Genomic DNA, 16178 nt, shown 5'->3' on the forward strand with positions numbered 1-16178 from the left:
ATCCCGGGCGCCGCACCGGCTCCCGCCGGTAGGATCGGCCTCGTATGTCTGAGCTCACCCCGCCCCTGGAAAGCGCGCCGGACGCGCACCCGTTCACGACCGCGACCGGGAGCGACGTCCGCGTCCGCTTCTGCCCCTCGCCGACCGGGACCCCGCACGTCGGCCTCATCCGCACCGCCCTGTTCAACTGGGCGTACGCGCGCCACACCGGCGGCACGTTCGTCTTCCGCATCGAGGACACGGACGCCGCCCGCGACAGCGAGGAGAGCGTGGAGCAGATCCTCGACGCGCTGCGCTGGCTGAAGCTCGACTGGGACGAGGGCGTCGGAGTCGGCGGCCCGCACGGCCCGTACCGGCAGTCCGAGCGCACCGATGTCTACCTCGACGTGATCGCGCGCCTGACGGCCTCGGGGCACCTCTACGAGAGCTACTCCACGGCCGAGGAGATCGACGCGCGCAACGAGGCGGCCGGCCGCGCGAAGCAGCACGGGTACGACAACCACGACCGCGATCTCACCGAGGAGGAGCGCGCCGCCTTCCGCGCCGAGGGCCGCGCCCCGGCGCTGCGCCTGCGCGTGCCGGACGCCGACCTGTCCTTCGACGACCTGGTCCGCGGCCCGATCACGTTCCCCGCCGGCTCCTTCAGCGACTTCGTCGTGGTGCGCCCCAACGGCCAGCCGCTCTACACGCTGGTGAACCCGGTCGACGACGCGATCATGCAGATCACCCACGTGCTGCGCGGCGAGGACATCCTCCCCTCGACCGCCCGGCAGATCGCGCTGTACCACGCGCTGATCGACATCGGAGTGACGACCTTCGTCCCGCGCTTCGGGCACCTCCCCTACGTGATGGGCGACGGCAGCAAGAAGCTCTCCAAGCGCGATCCGTCCTCGAACCTCTTCCACCACCGCGACCGCGGCTTCATCCCGGAGGGCCTGGTCAACTACCTCGCCCTGCTCGGCTGGTCGCTCACGCACGACCGCGACGTCTTCTCGATCGACGAGATGGTCGCCGCCTTCGACGTCGCCGACGTGAACCCCAATCCGGCCCGCTTCGACCTCAAGAAGGCCGAGTCGATCAACGGCGACCACATCCGCCTCCTGGCCGTCGACGACTTCACCGAGCGGACGATCCCGTACCTCGTGGCGGCCGGAGTGCTCGCGGGCGAGCCGACCGCCGAGCAGCGCGCGGTGCTCGACGCCGCCGCGCCCCTCGTGCAGGAGCGGATCGGCCTGCTGGGGGAGGCCCCCGGGATGCTCGGGTTCCTCTTCACCTCCTCCGACGCGCTCGAGTACGACGAGGACGCGCTGAAGGGCCTGCCCGCGAACGCCGGCGAGGTGCTCGCCGCCTCGATCGGCGCTCTCGAGCTCGTCCCCGCGTCCGAGTGGCTGACGGCCTCGATCCAGGAGGCGCTCGCCTCCGCGCTGATCGAGGGCCTCGGCCTCAAGCCCCGCATCGCCTACGGGCCGCTGCGCACCGCGGTCTCCGGGCGCCGCGTCTCGCCGCCGCTGTTCGAGTCGATGGAGATCCTCGGCAAGCAGGAGTCGATCGCCCGCCTCGACCGCCTGGGCGCTCACCTCGGCGCCTCCCGGCAGGCCTGACCGTGGCGGAGACGGTCGGCGGACGCTACGACGTCGTCGTGATCGGCGGGGGCCCCGCCGGGCTCTCGACCGCGCTCAACCTCGTCCGGGCGCGCCGCAGCGTGCTGCTGCTCGACAGCAACCGCCCGCGGAACGCCGCGACCCTGCACTCGCACGGGTTCCTCACCCGCGACGGCATCTCGCCGCTCGAGCTGCGCCGCCTCGGCCGCGAGGAGTTCGAGCGCTACGAGGCCGCCGAGGTGCACAACGCCCTCGTCACGTCGGTCGAGCGCTCCGGCGGCGAGTTCGTGGTCGGCGCGCGCGGCGTGCGCGGCAGCGCGGACCGCTCCGTCGTCGCCACCGCCGTCGTGGTCGCCGCGGGACTGCTCGAGACGCCGCCCGCGCTCCCGAGCCTGCGCGCCTACTACGGCACCGCCGTGCACAGCTGCATGGAGTGCGACGGCTACGAGAAGGCGGGGGAGGCGCTCGCCCTGATCGGCGAGACCGACGACCTCGCGGAGCGGGCCATGCTCCTCTCGCAGTGGTCGACCGACCTGATCGTCTTCACCAACGGCGTCGGGACGGTGAGCGACGCCGACGAGTCGCTGCTGGCCTCCATCGGCATCCGGGTCGACCGGCGCCCGGTCGCCGACCTCGCCGGGGAGCGCGCCGAGATGACCGGCGTCCGCCTCGTCGACGGCGACGTCGTCCCGCGCACCGGGGCGTTCGTCCGACCCGTCTGGACGCCCGCGCTGGACTACCTGGACGCGGCCGGCCCCGACCGCGACGTCGACGGCTTCCTCCGCGTCGACGCCGGTGGCCGCACGTCCGTCCCCGGCCTCTACGCCGCCGGCGAGGTCACCCCTCCCGGCCCGCAGCAGCTGATCGTCGCCGCCGGATCGGGCGCCCAGGTCGCCTCCGCGATCAACCGCGACCTCGTCCGCGCCCGCCTCGGCGAGGCCGCCCCGGAGTCCGAGGGCAGCGTCGTCCGCGGCTCGATTTGAGCGGGATGCTCGCGTAGGGTACTGTCGTCTCTCGGCGCTCGGGTCTCGATCCGGTCGCCGCCTGGTCCCGGGATCACCTCCGGATGACCATTGGGGTATGGTGTAATTGGCAACACGGCTGATTCTGGTTCAGTTGTTCTTGGTTCGAGTCCAGGTACCCCAGCACTGATCTCCTCCGCGGAACTCCGCGCGACGCCCTCGTTCGTGGCGTCCTCCTCCGGGCCCGCCTCATGGTGAACCGCTCTCGGCGGCCTCCGCAGTATCCCCCCTCCGGCCGACGCGGCCGTCCGAGGCGCTGTGACACGATGGAACCTGTACGTCTCTCAGGTACCCGCGTCGCGCGGGTCGGACGAAAGGTCGCCCGCCCATGGAACCGGATCTCCTCTGGATCGTCCTCGCCGGAGTCGCCGTCGGCGCACTCCTGCTGATCGCCCTCATCGGCTTCTTCCTCTTCCGCGCCTGGTACCAGGTGCCGCAGGCCGACGAGGCGATCGTGATCGTCGGGAAGAAGCAGAAGGGCGAGGACGGCCTCACCTCGAACATGACCGTCATCACCGGCGGCGGCGCGTTCGTGAACAAGCTGACCCAGCGGTCCGACCGCATCTCGCTGCGCTCCCGCCAGATCAAGATGGAGCCGGTCGCGCAGACCAAGAACGGCGTGACCATCCACCTCGCGGGCGTCGCCCTGGTCAAGATCGGGTCCACGGCCGACCAGGTCCGCGCCGCCGCCGAGCGCTTCGCGTCGCAGGACCAGTCCATCGACGTCTTCACGACCGAGCAGCTCGAGGGCGCCCTCCGCGGCGTCGTCGCGAAGCTCAGCGTCGAGGAGGTCATGCAGGACCGGCAGAAGCTGGGAGACGAGATCGCCGAGGGCATCAAGGGCGACCTGCTCGCCCAGGGCCTCGTCCTCGACTCCTTCGCCATCCAGGGCGTCACCGACCGCAACGGCTACATCGAGGCGCTCGGTGCGCAGGAGATCGAGCGCGTCCGCCGCGAGGCCGACGTCGCGCGGATCAACGCGGCCCGCGAGGTCAAGGCTCGCCAGCTGGCCACGGACGAGGCGAACCTGATCGAGCAGACCGCCTACGACAAGAACACCGCCGCCGCGAAGTCCGAGGTCGGCCGCGCCAACGCCGAGGCCGAGCAGGCCGAGAACCTGGCCCGCGCCGAGCGCGAGCAGGCCGTCCTCGTGCAGCGCGCCGAGAACCGGCAGGCCGAGCTCGACGCCGACGTCAAGCGCGTCGCGGACGCCGAGAAGTACCGCCGTCAGACCGAGGCCGACGCCGACGCCTACGGACGCGAGAAGAAGGCCGAGACGGACCGCCAGGTCGCGCAGCAGGTCTCGGACGCCGAGGCGTACGCCGTCCAGCGCCAGGCGGAGGCGCGCCAGGCGTCCGCCGCCGCCGAGGCCGCCGCCGTGAGCGCCCGCGCCGAGGCCGAGGCCCACGCACTGCGGGCCAAGGCGGGCGCCGAGGCCGAGGCGCTGCGCGCGAACGCGACCGCCGAGGCGGAGGCCATCCGTGCGAAGGGCGAGGCGAGCGCGGCGGCCATCGCGGCCGAGGCGGAGGCGCTCCGCGAGAATCAGGAGGCGATCCTGGGTCGCGAGCTCATCGGGCAGCTGCCCTCGCTCATGGCCGAGTTCGCGAAGGGCTACCAGAACGTCGGCTCGGTGACGCTGATCGGCGGCGACACCGCCGGCACCCACATCGCGCGCGAGCAGGCGGCGGGTCTCGCCGCGACGTTCGACAGCGTCAGGTCGGCGACCGGCGTCGACCTCGGCGCGATCCTCCAGGGCCAGGCCTTCGGCCGGGGGATGGCGACCGGCGGCACCGTCGTTCCGACCGGCGCGTCGGTGGCGACGGGTTCGGGTGACGCCCCGCGTCCGTCCGGCACCGGCGACCCGACCGCCGTCGCCTCCACGAGCTGACCGCAGGGTCCCGCCGATCCCCGGCGGTTCCACCATCGCCGCCGTGCTCGTCGGTGGGCGCCCGTCGGCGTCCGCCCTCGAGCACGGCGTGCGGCGTTCTGCGCGACCGGGTCGTGCCCCTGCCCGGCGTCGAGCGGCCCCGCTCAGGCCAGCGGCTTGCGCATCTGCAGGGACGTCGTCTCGTAGCCGAGCGACTCGTACAGAGCCCGCGCGGCGGTGTTGAAGCCGAACACGTTCAGCGCGAGGGCGGAGCCGCCCTGGGAGCGGACGTGCGACTCCGCGAGCAGCATCGCCGCCCGGCCGAGGCCGCGGCCGCGCTCGGCGGCGTCGATCTGCACGTCCCAGACGTACCCGACGCCCTCGAGTCCGCTCGGGTGCGGGCCGAGCCAGAGCGACCCGACCGCGCGGCCGTCCTCGGAGACGAGGAGCACGTCGTGCCCGGCGGCGGGGGAGCCGCCCGGGAAGTACTTCTCGTACGAGGCGTCGGCGTTGCGGGTCGCGGCCGCCTCGTCGTCGCCCGCCCGCATCCGGTCCTCGATGTACGCCGAGCGCTGGACCCGCATCCAGGCGGCGAGAGCGGCGGCGGGCATCGGCTCGAGCGTGACGGTCATAGCCTCACGATCCCACTCCTCACCGCCCCCCGCGATCGATCCGCCGCGGACGGCCCGCAGGGGATCCGCGGACGGGCCGCTCGCGACGGATCGCCGCCGGCCCGGATCAGTCCGGGGTCCGCTCCGCGTGCTTCCGCTTCCCCAGGCGGGTGGCGAGGAACAGCAGCGTCCCCACGACCACGTAGCCCGCTGTCGCCAGCCAGACCACGCCCGTCTGCTGCGTCAGCAGCACCACGCTCGCGATGGTCGCGAGCACCGGCACCACCCGCGGCACGGAGTAGTGGGCGTGGTCGACGCGGTCCTTCTTCAGCACCAGCACCGACACGTTCGCCGCGATGAACACCAGCAGGAGCAGCAGCACCGTCGTCTCGGCGAGCGTGCCGACGTCGCCGATCAGGCTGAGCAGCATCGTCACTCCGCCGACGACCACGATCGACACCCACGGCGTGCGGCGGCCCGGCAGCACCTTCCCGAAGGCGCTCGGCAGCAGCCCGGAGGTGGCGAGCCCGAAGCCGACCCGCGACGCCATCACCATGAACAGCAGAGCGCCGTTCGCTATGGCGACGAGCGCGATCAGGCCGAACAGCCACGGCGGCACCGCCACTCCGCTCGCCGCGACCACGTCCAGCAGGGGGCCGCTGGAGGCCGCGAGCTCGTCGTTCGGCAGCACGATCACGGCGCCGAGCGCGATCAGGAGGTAGACCACGGCGGCGGTGATCAGCGCACCGAAGAGGGCCCGCGGGTAGACCTTCGAGGGGTTCCGCACCTCCTCGGCCATGTTCGCCGCGGCCTCGAAGCCGAGGAACGAGAAGAAGGCGACGATCGAGGCGGCGAACGCCCCCTGCAGCGGAGCGACGTCGGGGTTGAACTCGAGCACGCGGGAGGCGTCGCCGTCGCCGGAGCCGAAGAAGACCGCGGCGCAGACGATGACGATGACCAGTCCGCTCACCTCGATCACCGAGGCGACCAGGTTCGCGGTCAGCGACTCCTTCACCCCGCGCAGGTTCACCAGGGTGAGGATCGCGATGAAGACGATCGCGGTCGGGATCGGCGGCACGTTCAGCAGAGCCCCGAGGTAGTCGCCCGCGAACGCGTTCGCCAGGGAGGCCGCCGTCGTGATGCCGGACGCCATCATCAGGAAGCCGATCAGGAACGAGAGGTACGGCTTCCCGAACGCGCGGTCCACGTAGCGCGCCGCCCCTCCGGCGTGCGGGTACTTGGTGATCAGCTCGGCGTACGTGCCCGCGGTGAGCAGGGCGACGACCAGCGCGATCAGCAGCGGCAGCCAGATCACGCCGCCCACGTCCTCCGCCATCGTGCCGACCAGGGTGTAGATGCCGGCTCCGAGCGTGTCGCCCACGATGAAGGCGAACAGCAGCGGTCCGGTGATCACCCGCTTGAGCGACACCTTCCCGGGAGCGGTCTCGGCGGTGTCCGTCGTGTCGGTCATCCGGACACTCCACCGAAGCGAGGGGGCCGAGCGCAAGCCTCGCCGCCCGATCGCTGCGAGATTTCTCATCATCGCGGCCCGTGTGGCAGGGGCCCGGGCGGCGAGGCCTCCCACAGCGCGCTGATCCCGGGACTCGGGCGATCGGCCGCACCAGAGGGAGCGGACCCGGTGCGCACAGGGTGAACAGGGGGCGACCGCGCGTGCCGCCGCGCGCCCGCACTGGGTAGGCTGGAGCGCTTCGTCGTGAGTGGAGCGGTCGCGGAGGAATCATGGGCAAGAAGCGCAACCAGGGACGATCCGGAGGCGGTCAGGGCGGGTCCGGCGGTCAGGGCGGCGGCCGCACGGCCGAGACCGCGCTGATGGTGCGGTTCCGCAGCTGGTACCGCTCGCACCTCGCCGAGGTGGGCATGCAGCACGAGCACCTCGAGGCCGACGAGGCCGTCGAGGTGCTGACCGACCTCTTCGCGATGACCCGCGACCTGCGCCCGCGCGGCTCCTTCGCCCAGCCCGACGCCGAGCTGCTCGAGGCCGTCTTCGACCAGATCGAGGCCGACCTGTCGGGGGAGGAGAGCGAGGCCGACCTCGACGACACCCTCTTCACCGTCGCCGAGGTCGTCGAGCACTTCCTCGACTTCCTCACCGACGAGGACCTCTGGACCGGCACCGACGAGGAGCTGGACGAGTGCCAGGCCGTCCTCGACGAGGTCCTCGACCTCGCCGGCTCCTTCGTGGAGGCCGTCCTCGACGACCTCGACGAGCTCGACGAGGTCCCGGCCGAGGAGCAGCTCTCCGCCGTCCGCGCCACCGCTCTGGTGCACGCCGCCGACGTCGTGGTAGAGCACCTCGCCGCCGACGACGGCGCGACCCTCACCGAGCGCGCCGCCCGCGAGATCGCGGTCGAGGCGGGCATCTCCTCCGCGGGATCCACCCCGAGCGACGACTCCGTCCGCATCCCGGTCTCGGCCTGGTGGGACGCGCTGATCGGCTCCGCCGTGCTCGAGCAGGAGGGATCCGCCGCAGGTCTCGGCGAGGCCGCCGTGCTCTGGCGCAGCTCCGACGCGCACGAGGCCGCCGCCGAGCGCATCGCCTACGTCGCCCGCTTCCTCGAGCAGTGGATCCTCAGCGCCCAGACCGCGCTGGCGGCCGCCGACACCGAGGACGGCGCCTTCTCCCCGGAGGAGCGCGCGGTCACCACCACCGACGCCGTACTGGTCCGCATCGCCGTCGCCTGCCAGGCCGAGATCCACCCGGGCCTGGTCGTCGGCGAGCTGGTCGACGAGCTGGCCGCCGACTCCGGAGTCTCGCTCGACGAGGCCCTCGACGAGCGCGAGCGCATGGTCGGCACAGCGGAGCGGATGCTCGACGACACCGCCGAGCTGGGGCTTCTGCTGCACTCGCCCGAGTTCGGCTACGCGGTGCCGGAGGGCCTGGCGCCCGTCCTCGCCTCCGTCGTCCGCGCGACGGTCGTCCTCCTCGGAGAGCGCGAGGCCACCCGCCTCGAGATCCTCGACGAGGCGACCCAGGACACGGCGACGGCCTACGCGCTCCACGTCGCCCTGCTCGGGACCAAGCCCGTCGTCTGGCGGCGCCTCGAGCTCTCCTCCGAGTCGTCGCTGCGCGATCTGCACCTCGCGCTCCAGCTCTCGCTGGGCTGGACCGACGCGCAGCCGCACTACTTCAGCGTGGGCGTTCCCGACGAGGAGCAGGCTCCGATCGGCTCGCCGTCCGACGCGGAGGAGTTCGGCGCCGACCTCGTGGACGAGGCGGGCGTCGCGCTCGCCGAGGTGCTCGAGCAGGAGCAGGACGAGCTCTTCTACGTCTACGACCTCGAGGACGAGTGGCGCCACGTCATCCGCCTGGAGGCGATCGCGCCGCTGTCGACGGCTCTGCCGCGCTGCACGGGCGCGCGCGGCGCGGCTCCGCTCGACGTGCCGGGAGGCCCCGCGGCCTGGGCCGACACGGTGCGGGCGGCGACCGACCCGTCCTCGGCCGACCACGCGGAGGCGCTCGAGGCTCTCGGCCTCGCCGCCGGAGCCTCGTTCGATCCGGCCGCGGTCGACGTCGACGGCATCAACCGCTCGCTCGGACTCCTGCGCTCCGCGGTCTGACGCCCCGCCGGAGGGCATCACCGGAGGAGGCCCCCGCTCCCGCTCACCGCGGGCGGCGGGGGCCTCCTCCGGTGCGGGGCGTCACGGGGTGAGCAGCAGCTTGCCGATGTGGCCGGAGGAGCGCATCACGTCGTGCGCCCGCTCGGCCTCGGCGAGCGGGACCACCTCGTCCACCACCGGTCGCACCGTCCCGGCGGCGACCAGCGGCCAGACCTCCGCGCGCACCCGCGCGACGATCGCGCGCCGCTCCTCCAGGGGCCGGGCGCGGAGGGTCGTGGCGTGCACCGCCCCGCGCTTGCGCATCAGCACCCCGAGGTCGAGCGAGCCCAGCGCACCGGACTGGTTGCCGATGAACACCACGCGCCCGCCCACGGCCAGCGCCTCCAGGTCTCGGGCCAGGTAGTCGCCGCCGACGGGGTCGAGGATCACGTCGACGCCGCGCCCGCCGGTCGCCTCGCGGATCCGCTCGACGAAGTCCTCCTCGTGGTAGTCGATCAGGACGTCGGCCCCGAGCGCGCGGCACGCCTCGAGCTTGCGGGGGCTGCCGGCCGTGACGGCGACGCGGGCGCCGAGGGCGGCGGCGATCTGGATGCCCGTGGTCCCGATCCCGCTCCCGCCGCCGTGGAGGAGGACGGTGTCGCCGGATCCGAGCCCGGCCACCATCACGAGGTTCGACCAGACGGTGGACGTCGTCTCCGGGAGGGCGGCGGCCGAGACGAGGCCGACGCCGTCCGGCACCGGCAGCACCAGGCCCGCGTCGACCGCGACGTACTCCGCGTAGCCGCCACCGGAGAGCAGCGCGCAGACCTCGTCGCCCTCCGCGAACCCGGTCGCGTCCTCGCCGAGCGCGACGACCGTGCCGGACACCTCCATGCCGAGGATCTCGGAGGCGCCGGGCGGCGGCGGGTAGACCCCGCCGCGCTGGCCGAGGTCGGCGCGGTTGACGCCGGCGGCCGCCACGCGGACGAGGACCTCGCCGGGTCCGGGGGAGGGCGTCGGCACCTCCTCCAGCACGAGTCGGGAATCGGGGCCGGGGTTCTCGATGCGGATCGCCTGCATGAGGGGGATGCTACGCCGCGGGCCTCGGCGCTCGCGGTGCTCCCGTCCGGCGCGGGGCCGGCTCAGCGCTGCTCCGCCAGGAACGCCAGCACCGCGTCCTTGAAGCCCCGCGCGGGCACGGTGCTGGTGTGGTCGCGGCCGGGGACGCTCACGAACCGCGCCCCCGCCTCCGCCGCCAGCAGCTCTCCGCCGGGAGCGATCGGATCCGCGCCGCCGGTCACGAGCAGCGTCGGCAGGCCGGGGTGCCGCCCGTGCTCCGGGTGCGCCCCGCCGCGGACGCCGTCGGCCACCGCCACCAGTGCCGCGAGGTCGTTGCCCTGCACGCCCTCCGCCATGCCGATGAAGGCGCGGGTGAAGCCGTCGTCGATCTCGCCGCCGGAGGCGACGCGGGCCCGGGCCGCCTCCGCGTCGAAGGAGCGGAGGGGCTCGCCCACCGTCAGCCCGCCGAGGCTCAGCGATGCGAGCCGCTCCGGGTGCTCGAGCCCCAGCACCCAGCTCATCCGGGCGCCGAGGGAGTAGCCGAGGACGTGGGGCGCGTCGAGGTCGTAGGAGTCGAGCACCCGCACCAGGTCGGCCACCATGGCGTCCACGCTGTAGGAGTCGGAGTGGTGCGGCTTCTCGCTCGCGCCGTGCCCGCGCTGGTCGAGCGCCACGACGCGGTACCCGGCCCGGTGCAGCGTCCGCAGCCAGCCCGACGTCTCCCAGTTGAGAACGGCGTGGGAGGCGAAGCCGTGCACGGCGAGGACGGTCGGGGCGCTCTCCTCGCCGACGGAGTAGGTGGCCAGCCGCACTCCGTCGTCGGCCACGACGTACACGGGCGGAGGGAAGGCGATCACTCCACCACCCTGCCCGCCGCCGCGACGTGGAGGGGGCACCGGGCCGCGGACACGCCGGGCGGAGTCCCGGGAGCGGGGAGCCGTGCGGACCGGGGTGCTCCGACGGTCAGCGCGGCGGACGGGTGGAGCGGGCGAAGGGTACGGCGATCCAGAGGCGCACGGTGCGTCCCCGGCCGGACCGGATCCCGAGGACGACGCACAGCACGAGGTTGAGCACGGCCAGCGCGAGGATCGCCGAGATCGTCGCGAGCGGCCAGTCGGCGCCGAGCGAGTCGCGCACCGACACCAGCGCGAGGTGCAGCGGGACCAGCATCAGCTGGAGTGCGAGGTAGGTGAGCTGCCAGTTGACGGCGACCAGGCCGTTCCGGTCGCTGAGGGTGCCGATCCGCCGCCGCGACCCCCACACCATCACGGTCGCCGTGAGGGAGATCACGGGGGAGATCACCACGAAGCCGGCGAGCGCCGAGAGCCCGGCGAACCAGACGGCACGGGCGCCCTTGCGGTCCCGGGTGCGGTGCCGCAGCTCGTCGTCGTCCATCGCCGCCTCCTCGCGCCGGGACCAGTCTCGCACTCGCCCCCGCGTCGAGGCGGGGGATCGCCCCCGAGTTCCGGGGGTTCCCCGGATGGGGCGGGTCCGGGCGCGTCCGTAGCGTGGAGGCATCGCCGGAGCACACCGGCAGCACCGCCGGCCCGCCCGGCGGCACCGCATCCCGCCGGGCGACCGGCACCCGAGAAGGAGCACACCGTGACCACCGACGACCGCACCGCCCGCCTCTCCACCCCCGCCGACGAGCAGCCGACCGTGGACCTGGGCGCGACCGCCGTCCTCACCGAGGAGCGGCCGTCCGCCGGGGAGCGCCCCGCCGCCGAGGAGCCCGCCTCCTCGCAGCAGGCCCGCGCCCCCTACGGCACCCCCGCCGTCCCGCCCGCGGCGCTCGCCCCGGCGCCCTCGACCCCGTTCTCGCTCACCAGCCTGATCCTCGGCGTCACCTCCGTCTTCTTCGGACTGACCGTGATCGCTCCGGCCGCGGGCCTCGTCTTCGGCATCCTGGGCCTGCGGAGGGAGCCGACCGGCCGCACGCTCTCGATCTGGGGCATCGTGCTCAACTCCGTCATGCTCGGCCTCGTCCTGCTCTTCGCGATCGCCGTGCTCGTCGTGGTCGTGCTCGTGCCGCTCGCGGCCCTCGCGTCGGGCAGCGACTACCGCTGATCCGCCGCTTCCCGCGTCCCGCGCCTCCTGTCCGCTCCGGCGGCGGGAGGCGCGGTCGTTCCGCGCCCGCCGAGCGGACGCTCCGCGCCCGCGCCCGCCGCCGCCCCGTGCCCCGGCGATAGGCTGGCCGCGCAGTTCGCGAGCCCCCTGCACCCTCCGGGGCCGCACGACGACAGCAACGGAGCTGGACGTGACCCTCGCACCGAGCACCCTCCCCGACCGCGACCCGGAAGGCAGAGCCCTGGACGACACCGAGACCCCCGCCACGCGCACCGAGAGCGACTCCCTCGGCTCGATGGAGATCCCCGCCGAGGCCTACTGGGGCATCCACACGGCGCGGGCCCTCGACAACTTCCCGATCTCGAAGCGCCCCATCTCGATCTACCCCGATCTCGTCCGGTCCCTCGCGACGGTCAAGCTCGCGGCCGCCCGGGCCAACACCGAGCTCGGCACCCTCGCCCCCGCCAAGGCCGAGCTGATCGAGGCCGCGTGCCGCCGCATCATCGACGGCGAGTTCCACGACCAGTTCGTGGTCGGGGTGATCCAGGGCGGCGCCGGCACCTCGACGAACATGAACGCGAACGAGGTCGTCGCCAACGTCGCACTCGAGATCGGCGGCTTCGAGCGGGGCGACTACGCGCACCTGCACCCCCTCGACGACGTCAACCGCAGCCAGTCCACCAACGACGTCTACCCGACCGCGATCAAGATCGCGATGACCTGGTCGCTGCGCCGCCTGCTCGACGAGCTGGCGCTGCTGCGCGAGTCGTTCTCCCGCAAGGCGGTCGAGTTCGGCAGCGTCCTGAAGGTCGGCCGCACGCAGCTGCAGGACGCGGTGCCGATGACGCTCGGCCAGGAGTTCCACGGCTTCGCGACGACCCTCGGCGAGGACCACGCCCGTCTCTCCGAGACCATCTGGCTGCTCGCCGAGGTCAACATCGGAGCCACCGCGATCGGCACCGGCATCACCGCCGATCCGCGCTACGGCGCGGCCGCGGTCCGCCACCTCAACGAGATCACCGACCTCGACCTCGAGATGGCGCAGGACCTCGTCGAGGCGACGAGCGACACCGGCGTCTTCATGTCGTTCTCGAGCGCGCTCAAGCGCTCCGCGATCAAGCTGTCCAAGATCTGCAACGACCTGAGGCTCCTCTCCTCGGGCCCGCAGGCCGGCTTCGGTGAGATCAACCTGCCTCCGCGCCAGGCGGGATCCAGCATCATGCCCGGCAAGGTGAACCCGGTCATCCCCGAGGTGGTCAACCAGGTCGCCTACTCGGTGGCCGGGGCCGACGTCACGGTCACGATGGCGGCCGAGGCGGGTCAGCTCCAGCTCAACGCCTTCGAGCCGGTGATCGCGCACTCGCTGCTGCAGAGCATCACCTGGATGACGCAGGCCTGCAGGACGCTCCGCGAGAACTGCATCGACGGCATCACCGCGAACGTCGACCGGCTCGAGGCCATGGTCGCCTCCTCGGTCGGGGTCGTGACGGCGCTCACGCCGAGCATCGGCTACACCGCGTCCGCCGCCCTCGCGAAGGCCGCCCTCGCGACCGGCCGCAACATCGCCGACCTGGTGGTCGAGGCGGGGTTGATGTCGCGCGAAGAGGTCATGAGGCTCATCTCGCCGGCCCGACTCTCGGGCATCGAGGCGATGACCGCGGCGCTCCCGATCATCGACCCCGCGCCGGAGGCGTGACCGCGGCCGCGAGGCGCGCCCCGGCGTAGCTGCGCCAGGGCGCCCAGCGGCGCCCGGCCTCGGCCAGCCCGCGCTCGCCGGCGGGCAGGCCGCGCGCCGCCGCGCCCCGCCGGAGCACGGGATCCCCGGTGAGCAGGACGTCGGGATCTCCGGTCGCCCGCTGTGCCACCTCGGCCGCCGTGGCCGCGTCGATCCCGGGGACCGCCAGCAGCTGCTCGGCGAGCTCCTCCCGGTCGGCGTCGAGCCGCAGGGCTCCCTCGGCGAGCAGCGTGCAGGTCCGCACCAGCACGTCGGCGGATCCGCGGAGCACGTCTGCGGCGTGCTCGGCGATCACCGCGGGGGAGGGGAAGGCGCGTGCGATCGATCCGCTCGCCACGGACTCCGGGAGCGTCGCGCCGAGCGCCGCGACCAGCCGTGCGGCCTCCCGCCGGCCGAGCAGCGCGCGCACCAGCGTCTCGGCCGGGTCGACGGAGCCGGGCACGCGGACACCGGGGCGGGCGGCGACGCTCGGAGCGAGTGCGGGATCGGCCGCGAGGGCCTCGTCCACGGCGCGGGCGTCCGCGTCCAGGTCGAGCAGCCGCCTCACCCGGGCGACCAGCGGCCCGACGTCGGCGACGGAGACGAGCGTCGCGCTGCAGCGGACGCTCTCCCCGTCCGCCGCCAGCCGGATCAGCGCCGCGCCCCCGGGCAGGACGAGCGAGCGCGCGTAGCCGCCGGGGGACGCCTCCTCGATGCCCGGGAGCGCGGTGCCGCCGAGCACGTCGAGCACCCCGGGATCGAACGGAGCCCGCACTGCCAGCCGGAGCTCCAGCGTGGTCGCGCCGTCGTGGACGCTCGCCTCGGAGCGCGTGCCGCGGGCCGAGGCGCGCAGGGCCGTCGGGGTCCGCTCGTACACCTCCGCCAGGGTCGCGTTGAACTGCCGGATGCTCGTGAAGCCGGCGGCGAAGGCGACGTCGGACACGGGCAGGTCGGTGCTCGTGAGCAGGAGCCGGGCGGTCTGGGCGCGCTGGGCGCGAGCGAGGGCCAGCGGAGGCGCGCCCAGCTCCTCGCGCAGGATGCGGCCGAGGTGGCGCGCGCCGTAGCCGAGCCGGGCGGCCAGCCCCTCGACCCCCTCGCGGTCGACCACTCCGTCGGCGATCAAACGCATGGCGCGCGCCGCCGTGTCGTCGCGCAGGTTCCACTCGGGGGAGCCGGGGACGGCGTCCGGCAGGCAGCGCTTGCAGGCGCGGAGCCCCGCCTCGTGCGCGGCGGCGGCCGTCGGGTAGAAGCGCACGTTCGCGCGCCGCGGCGTGATGGCGGGGCAGCTCGGACGGCAGTAGATGCCGGTGGAGTGCACGCCGGTCAGGAACCGCCCGTCGAACCGGGAGTCGCGGGAGGCGACGGCGCGGTAGCGCTCCTCGAAGAGCGGATCGGAGTCGGGCACGCCTCGAGCCTCGCACGCGGCGACGTCGAGCAGGAGCGGGAATCGGACACGGGCGTCCGCACCCCGGCCCTCCTCCACGCGCCCGGCGCGTGTCAACCGCCGACAGCGCACCCCGCCCGTGCCCTACTGTCGGCCCCATGAGCGCCTATCCGCCGCCCGCACCGCCCGCCACCGCCCGCCCCTCCGTCGTGCCGACCGTGCTCGGCTCGATCGGCGTGGCGCTCCTCGGGATCCTGCTGCTGCTCGTGCTCGCCTACGTGGTCCTCGGACTCGGCGTCAGCGCCGCGGGGATCTGCGCGGTCATCGCCCTCGTCCCGCTGACCGTGGTCCTGCTGGGCGTCCGCTGGGTCGACCGGTGGGAGCCGGAGCCAGCGCTGGGCCTGTGGTTCGCGTTCCTCTGGGGCGCGGCCGGGTCCGTCGCGATCGCGCTCCTGGTCGACCTCGGCGTGCAGATCGCCGTCTACGCGTCCGGGCAGCAGCCGAGCGGATCCGACTTCGTCGGCGCCGTGATCCAGGCGCCGCTGGTCGAGGAGACGGCCAAGGGGATCGGCGTCCTCCTCGTCCTGCTGATCTGGCGCCGGACCTTCGACGGACCCGTCGACGGCATCGTCTACGCGGCCGTCGTCGCCTCCGGGTTCGCCTTCGTCGAGAACATCCTCTACTTCGGCAGCGCGCTGGTGGAGGGCGGTCTCGGCTCGCTCGCCGTGACCTTCTTCCTCCGCGGGGTGCTCTCGCCCTTCGCGCACGTGCTCTTCACCGCCTGCACGGGCGCGGCCCTCGGCTTCGCCTCGAACCGGCCCGCCGTCGCGCGGCTGCCCATCGCCCTGCTCGGGCTGGCGCTCGCCGCGTTCCTGCACGCGCTCTGGAACGGCTCGTCGTTCCTGGTGTCCGACTGGTTCGGCTTCTACGGCGTGGTCCAGGTGCCGCTGTTCGCGGTCGCCGTGGTCGTGGTGGTGCTGCTGCGCCGGCAGGAGCGGCGCGTGACGCTCCAGCGGCTCGACGACTACGCCGTCGCCGGCTGGCTCTCGCCGGCCGAGGTGCGGATGATCGGCACCGCGGAGGGGCGCCGCACCGCCGCTCGCTGGGCCCGGAGCGCGGGAGGGGACCGGCCGCGGGCGATGCGGGACTTCCTCCGCTCGGCGACGCGGCTCGCGCACCACCGGCAGCACCTCCTGCTCGGCCGCGGCGGACGCACCGGAGCGGTCGACGAGCAGGTCCTGCTCGACGAGCTCGTCGCCCGCCGGGCGGTGCTCACCCGCTGAGCCGGGGCCGCC

13 protein-coding genes and 1 tRNA gene are annotated in these 16178 nt (G+C 73.8%); 8 read left to right on the plus strand and 6 right to left on the minus strand.

The genetic code is table 11. The features are described 5' to 3' along the window. The first annotated feature begins 44 nt into the window (after positions 1-44). The 4 genes from gltX to C5C25_RS06910 all read left to right on the plus strand — a co-directional run bounded on the left by gltX (position 45) and on the right by C5C25_RS06910 (position 4511). On the plus strand, positions 45-1601 hold the full coding sequence (gene gltX, locus C5C25_RS06895; protein WP_104223519.1) for a glutamate--tRNA ligase: 1557 nt from the start codon (positions 45-47) through the stop codon (positions 1599-1601). 2 nt (positions 1602-1603) lie between these two features. Continuing rightward, a complete protein-coding gene (locus C5C25_RS06900; RefSeq protein ID WP_181133655.1) occupies positions 1604-2584 on the plus strand; it encodes an NAD(P)/FAD-dependent oxidoreductase in 981 nt (326 codons plus the stop codon). Between the two features lie 91 nt (positions 2585-2675). Beyond that, positions 2676-2747: transfer RNA gene (locus C5C25_RS06905), tRNA-Gln, on the plus strand. 204 nt (positions 2748-2951) lie between these two features. Continuing rightward, positions 2952-4511: an SPFH domain-containing protein gene (locus C5C25_RS06910; RefSeq protein ID WP_104226268.1), complete on the plus strand. Its 1560-nt coding sequence runs from the start codon at positions 2952-2954 to the stop codon at positions 4509-4511. Positions 4512-4654: 143 nt separating this feature from the next. Here the strand turns inward: C5C25_RS06910 and C5C25_RS06915 are convergent, their stop codons facing one another. Further along, a complete protein-coding gene (locus C5C25_RS06915) occupies positions 4655-5122 on the minus strand; it encodes an N-acetyltransferase (protein WP_104250154.1) in 468 nt (155 codons plus the stop codon). Between the two features lie 106 nt (positions 5123-5228). Next, on the minus strand, positions 5229-6572 hold the full coding sequence (locus C5C25_RS06920) for an APC family permease (protein WP_104250155.1): 1344 nt from the start codon (positions 6570-6572) through the stop codon (positions 5229-5231). Between the two features lie 269 nt (positions 6573-6841). On the opposite strand from C5C25_RS06920, the gene C5C25_RS06925 reads away from it, so the two are divergent. After that, on the plus strand, positions 6842-8680 hold the full coding sequence (locus tag C5C25_RS06925; protein ID WP_104250156.1) for a plasmid pRiA4b ORF-3 family protein: 1839 nt from the start codon (positions 6842-6844) through the stop codon (positions 8678-8680). Positions 8681-8761: 81 nt separating this feature from the next. Here the strand turns inward: C5C25_RS06925 and C5C25_RS06930 are convergent, their stop codons facing one another. The 3 genes from C5C25_RS06930 to C5C25_RS06940 form a co-directional block, all read right to left on the minus strand. Beyond that, a complete protein-coding gene (locus tag C5C25_RS06930; protein WP_104250157.1) occupies positions 8762-9739 on the minus strand; it encodes an NAD(P)H-quinone oxidoreductase in 978 nt (325 codons plus the stop codon). A 62-nt stretch (positions 9740-9801) separates the two neighbouring features. After that, positions 9802-10575, minus strand: a complete 774-nt coding sequence (locus tag C5C25_RS06935) for an alpha/beta fold hydrolase (protein WP_181027173.1) — start codon at positions 10573-10575, stop codon at positions 9802-9804. 106 nt (positions 10576-10681) lie between these two features. Further along, complete coding sequence (locus C5C25_RS06940) at positions 10682-11113, minus strand: DUF4870 domain-containing protein (RefSeq protein ID WP_181065463.1); 432 nt, start codon at positions 11111-11113, stop codon at positions 10682-10684. A 207-nt stretch (positions 11114-11320) separates the two neighbouring features. Between C5C25_RS06940 and C5C25_RS06945 the strand changes: the two genes are divergently transcribed. Continuing rightward, positions 11321-11785, plus strand: coding sequence for a DUF4190 domain-containing protein (locus C5C25_RS06945; protein WP_104250160.1), 465 nt, complete (start codon positions 11321-11323; stop codon positions 11783-11785). A 241-nt stretch (positions 11786-12026) separates the two neighbouring features. After that, a complete protein-coding gene (locus C5C25_RS06950) occupies positions 12027-13481 on the plus strand; it encodes an aspartate ammonia-lyase (RefSeq protein WP_258064082.1) in 1455 nt (484 codons plus the stop codon). On the opposite strand, the gene C5C25_RS06955 is transcribed toward C5C25_RS06950, so the two are convergent. Beyond that, positions 13456-14904, minus strand: coding sequence for a DNA-3-methyladenine glycosylase 2 family protein (locus C5C25_RS06955; protein ID WP_167299023.1), 1449 nt, complete (start codon positions 14902-14904; stop codon positions 13456-13458). The two genes, C5C25_RS06950 and C5C25_RS06955, sit on opposite strands and share 26 nt — an antisense overlap. Positions 14905-15041: 137 nt before the next feature. On the opposite strand from C5C25_RS06955, the gene C5C25_RS06960 reads away from it, so the two are divergent. Further along, positions 15042-16166, plus strand: a complete 1125-nt coding sequence (locus tag C5C25_RS06960) for a PrsW family intramembrane metalloprotease (protein ID WP_104233243.1) — start codon at positions 15042-15044, stop codon at positions 16164-16166. Positions 16167-16178 lie beyond the last annotated feature (12 nt).

The sequence above is a fragment of the Rathayibacter sp. AY2B9 genome (assembly GCF_002931595.1).
GTDB lineage: Bacteria > Actinomycetota > Actinomycetes > Actinomycetales > Microbacteriaceae > Rathayibacter.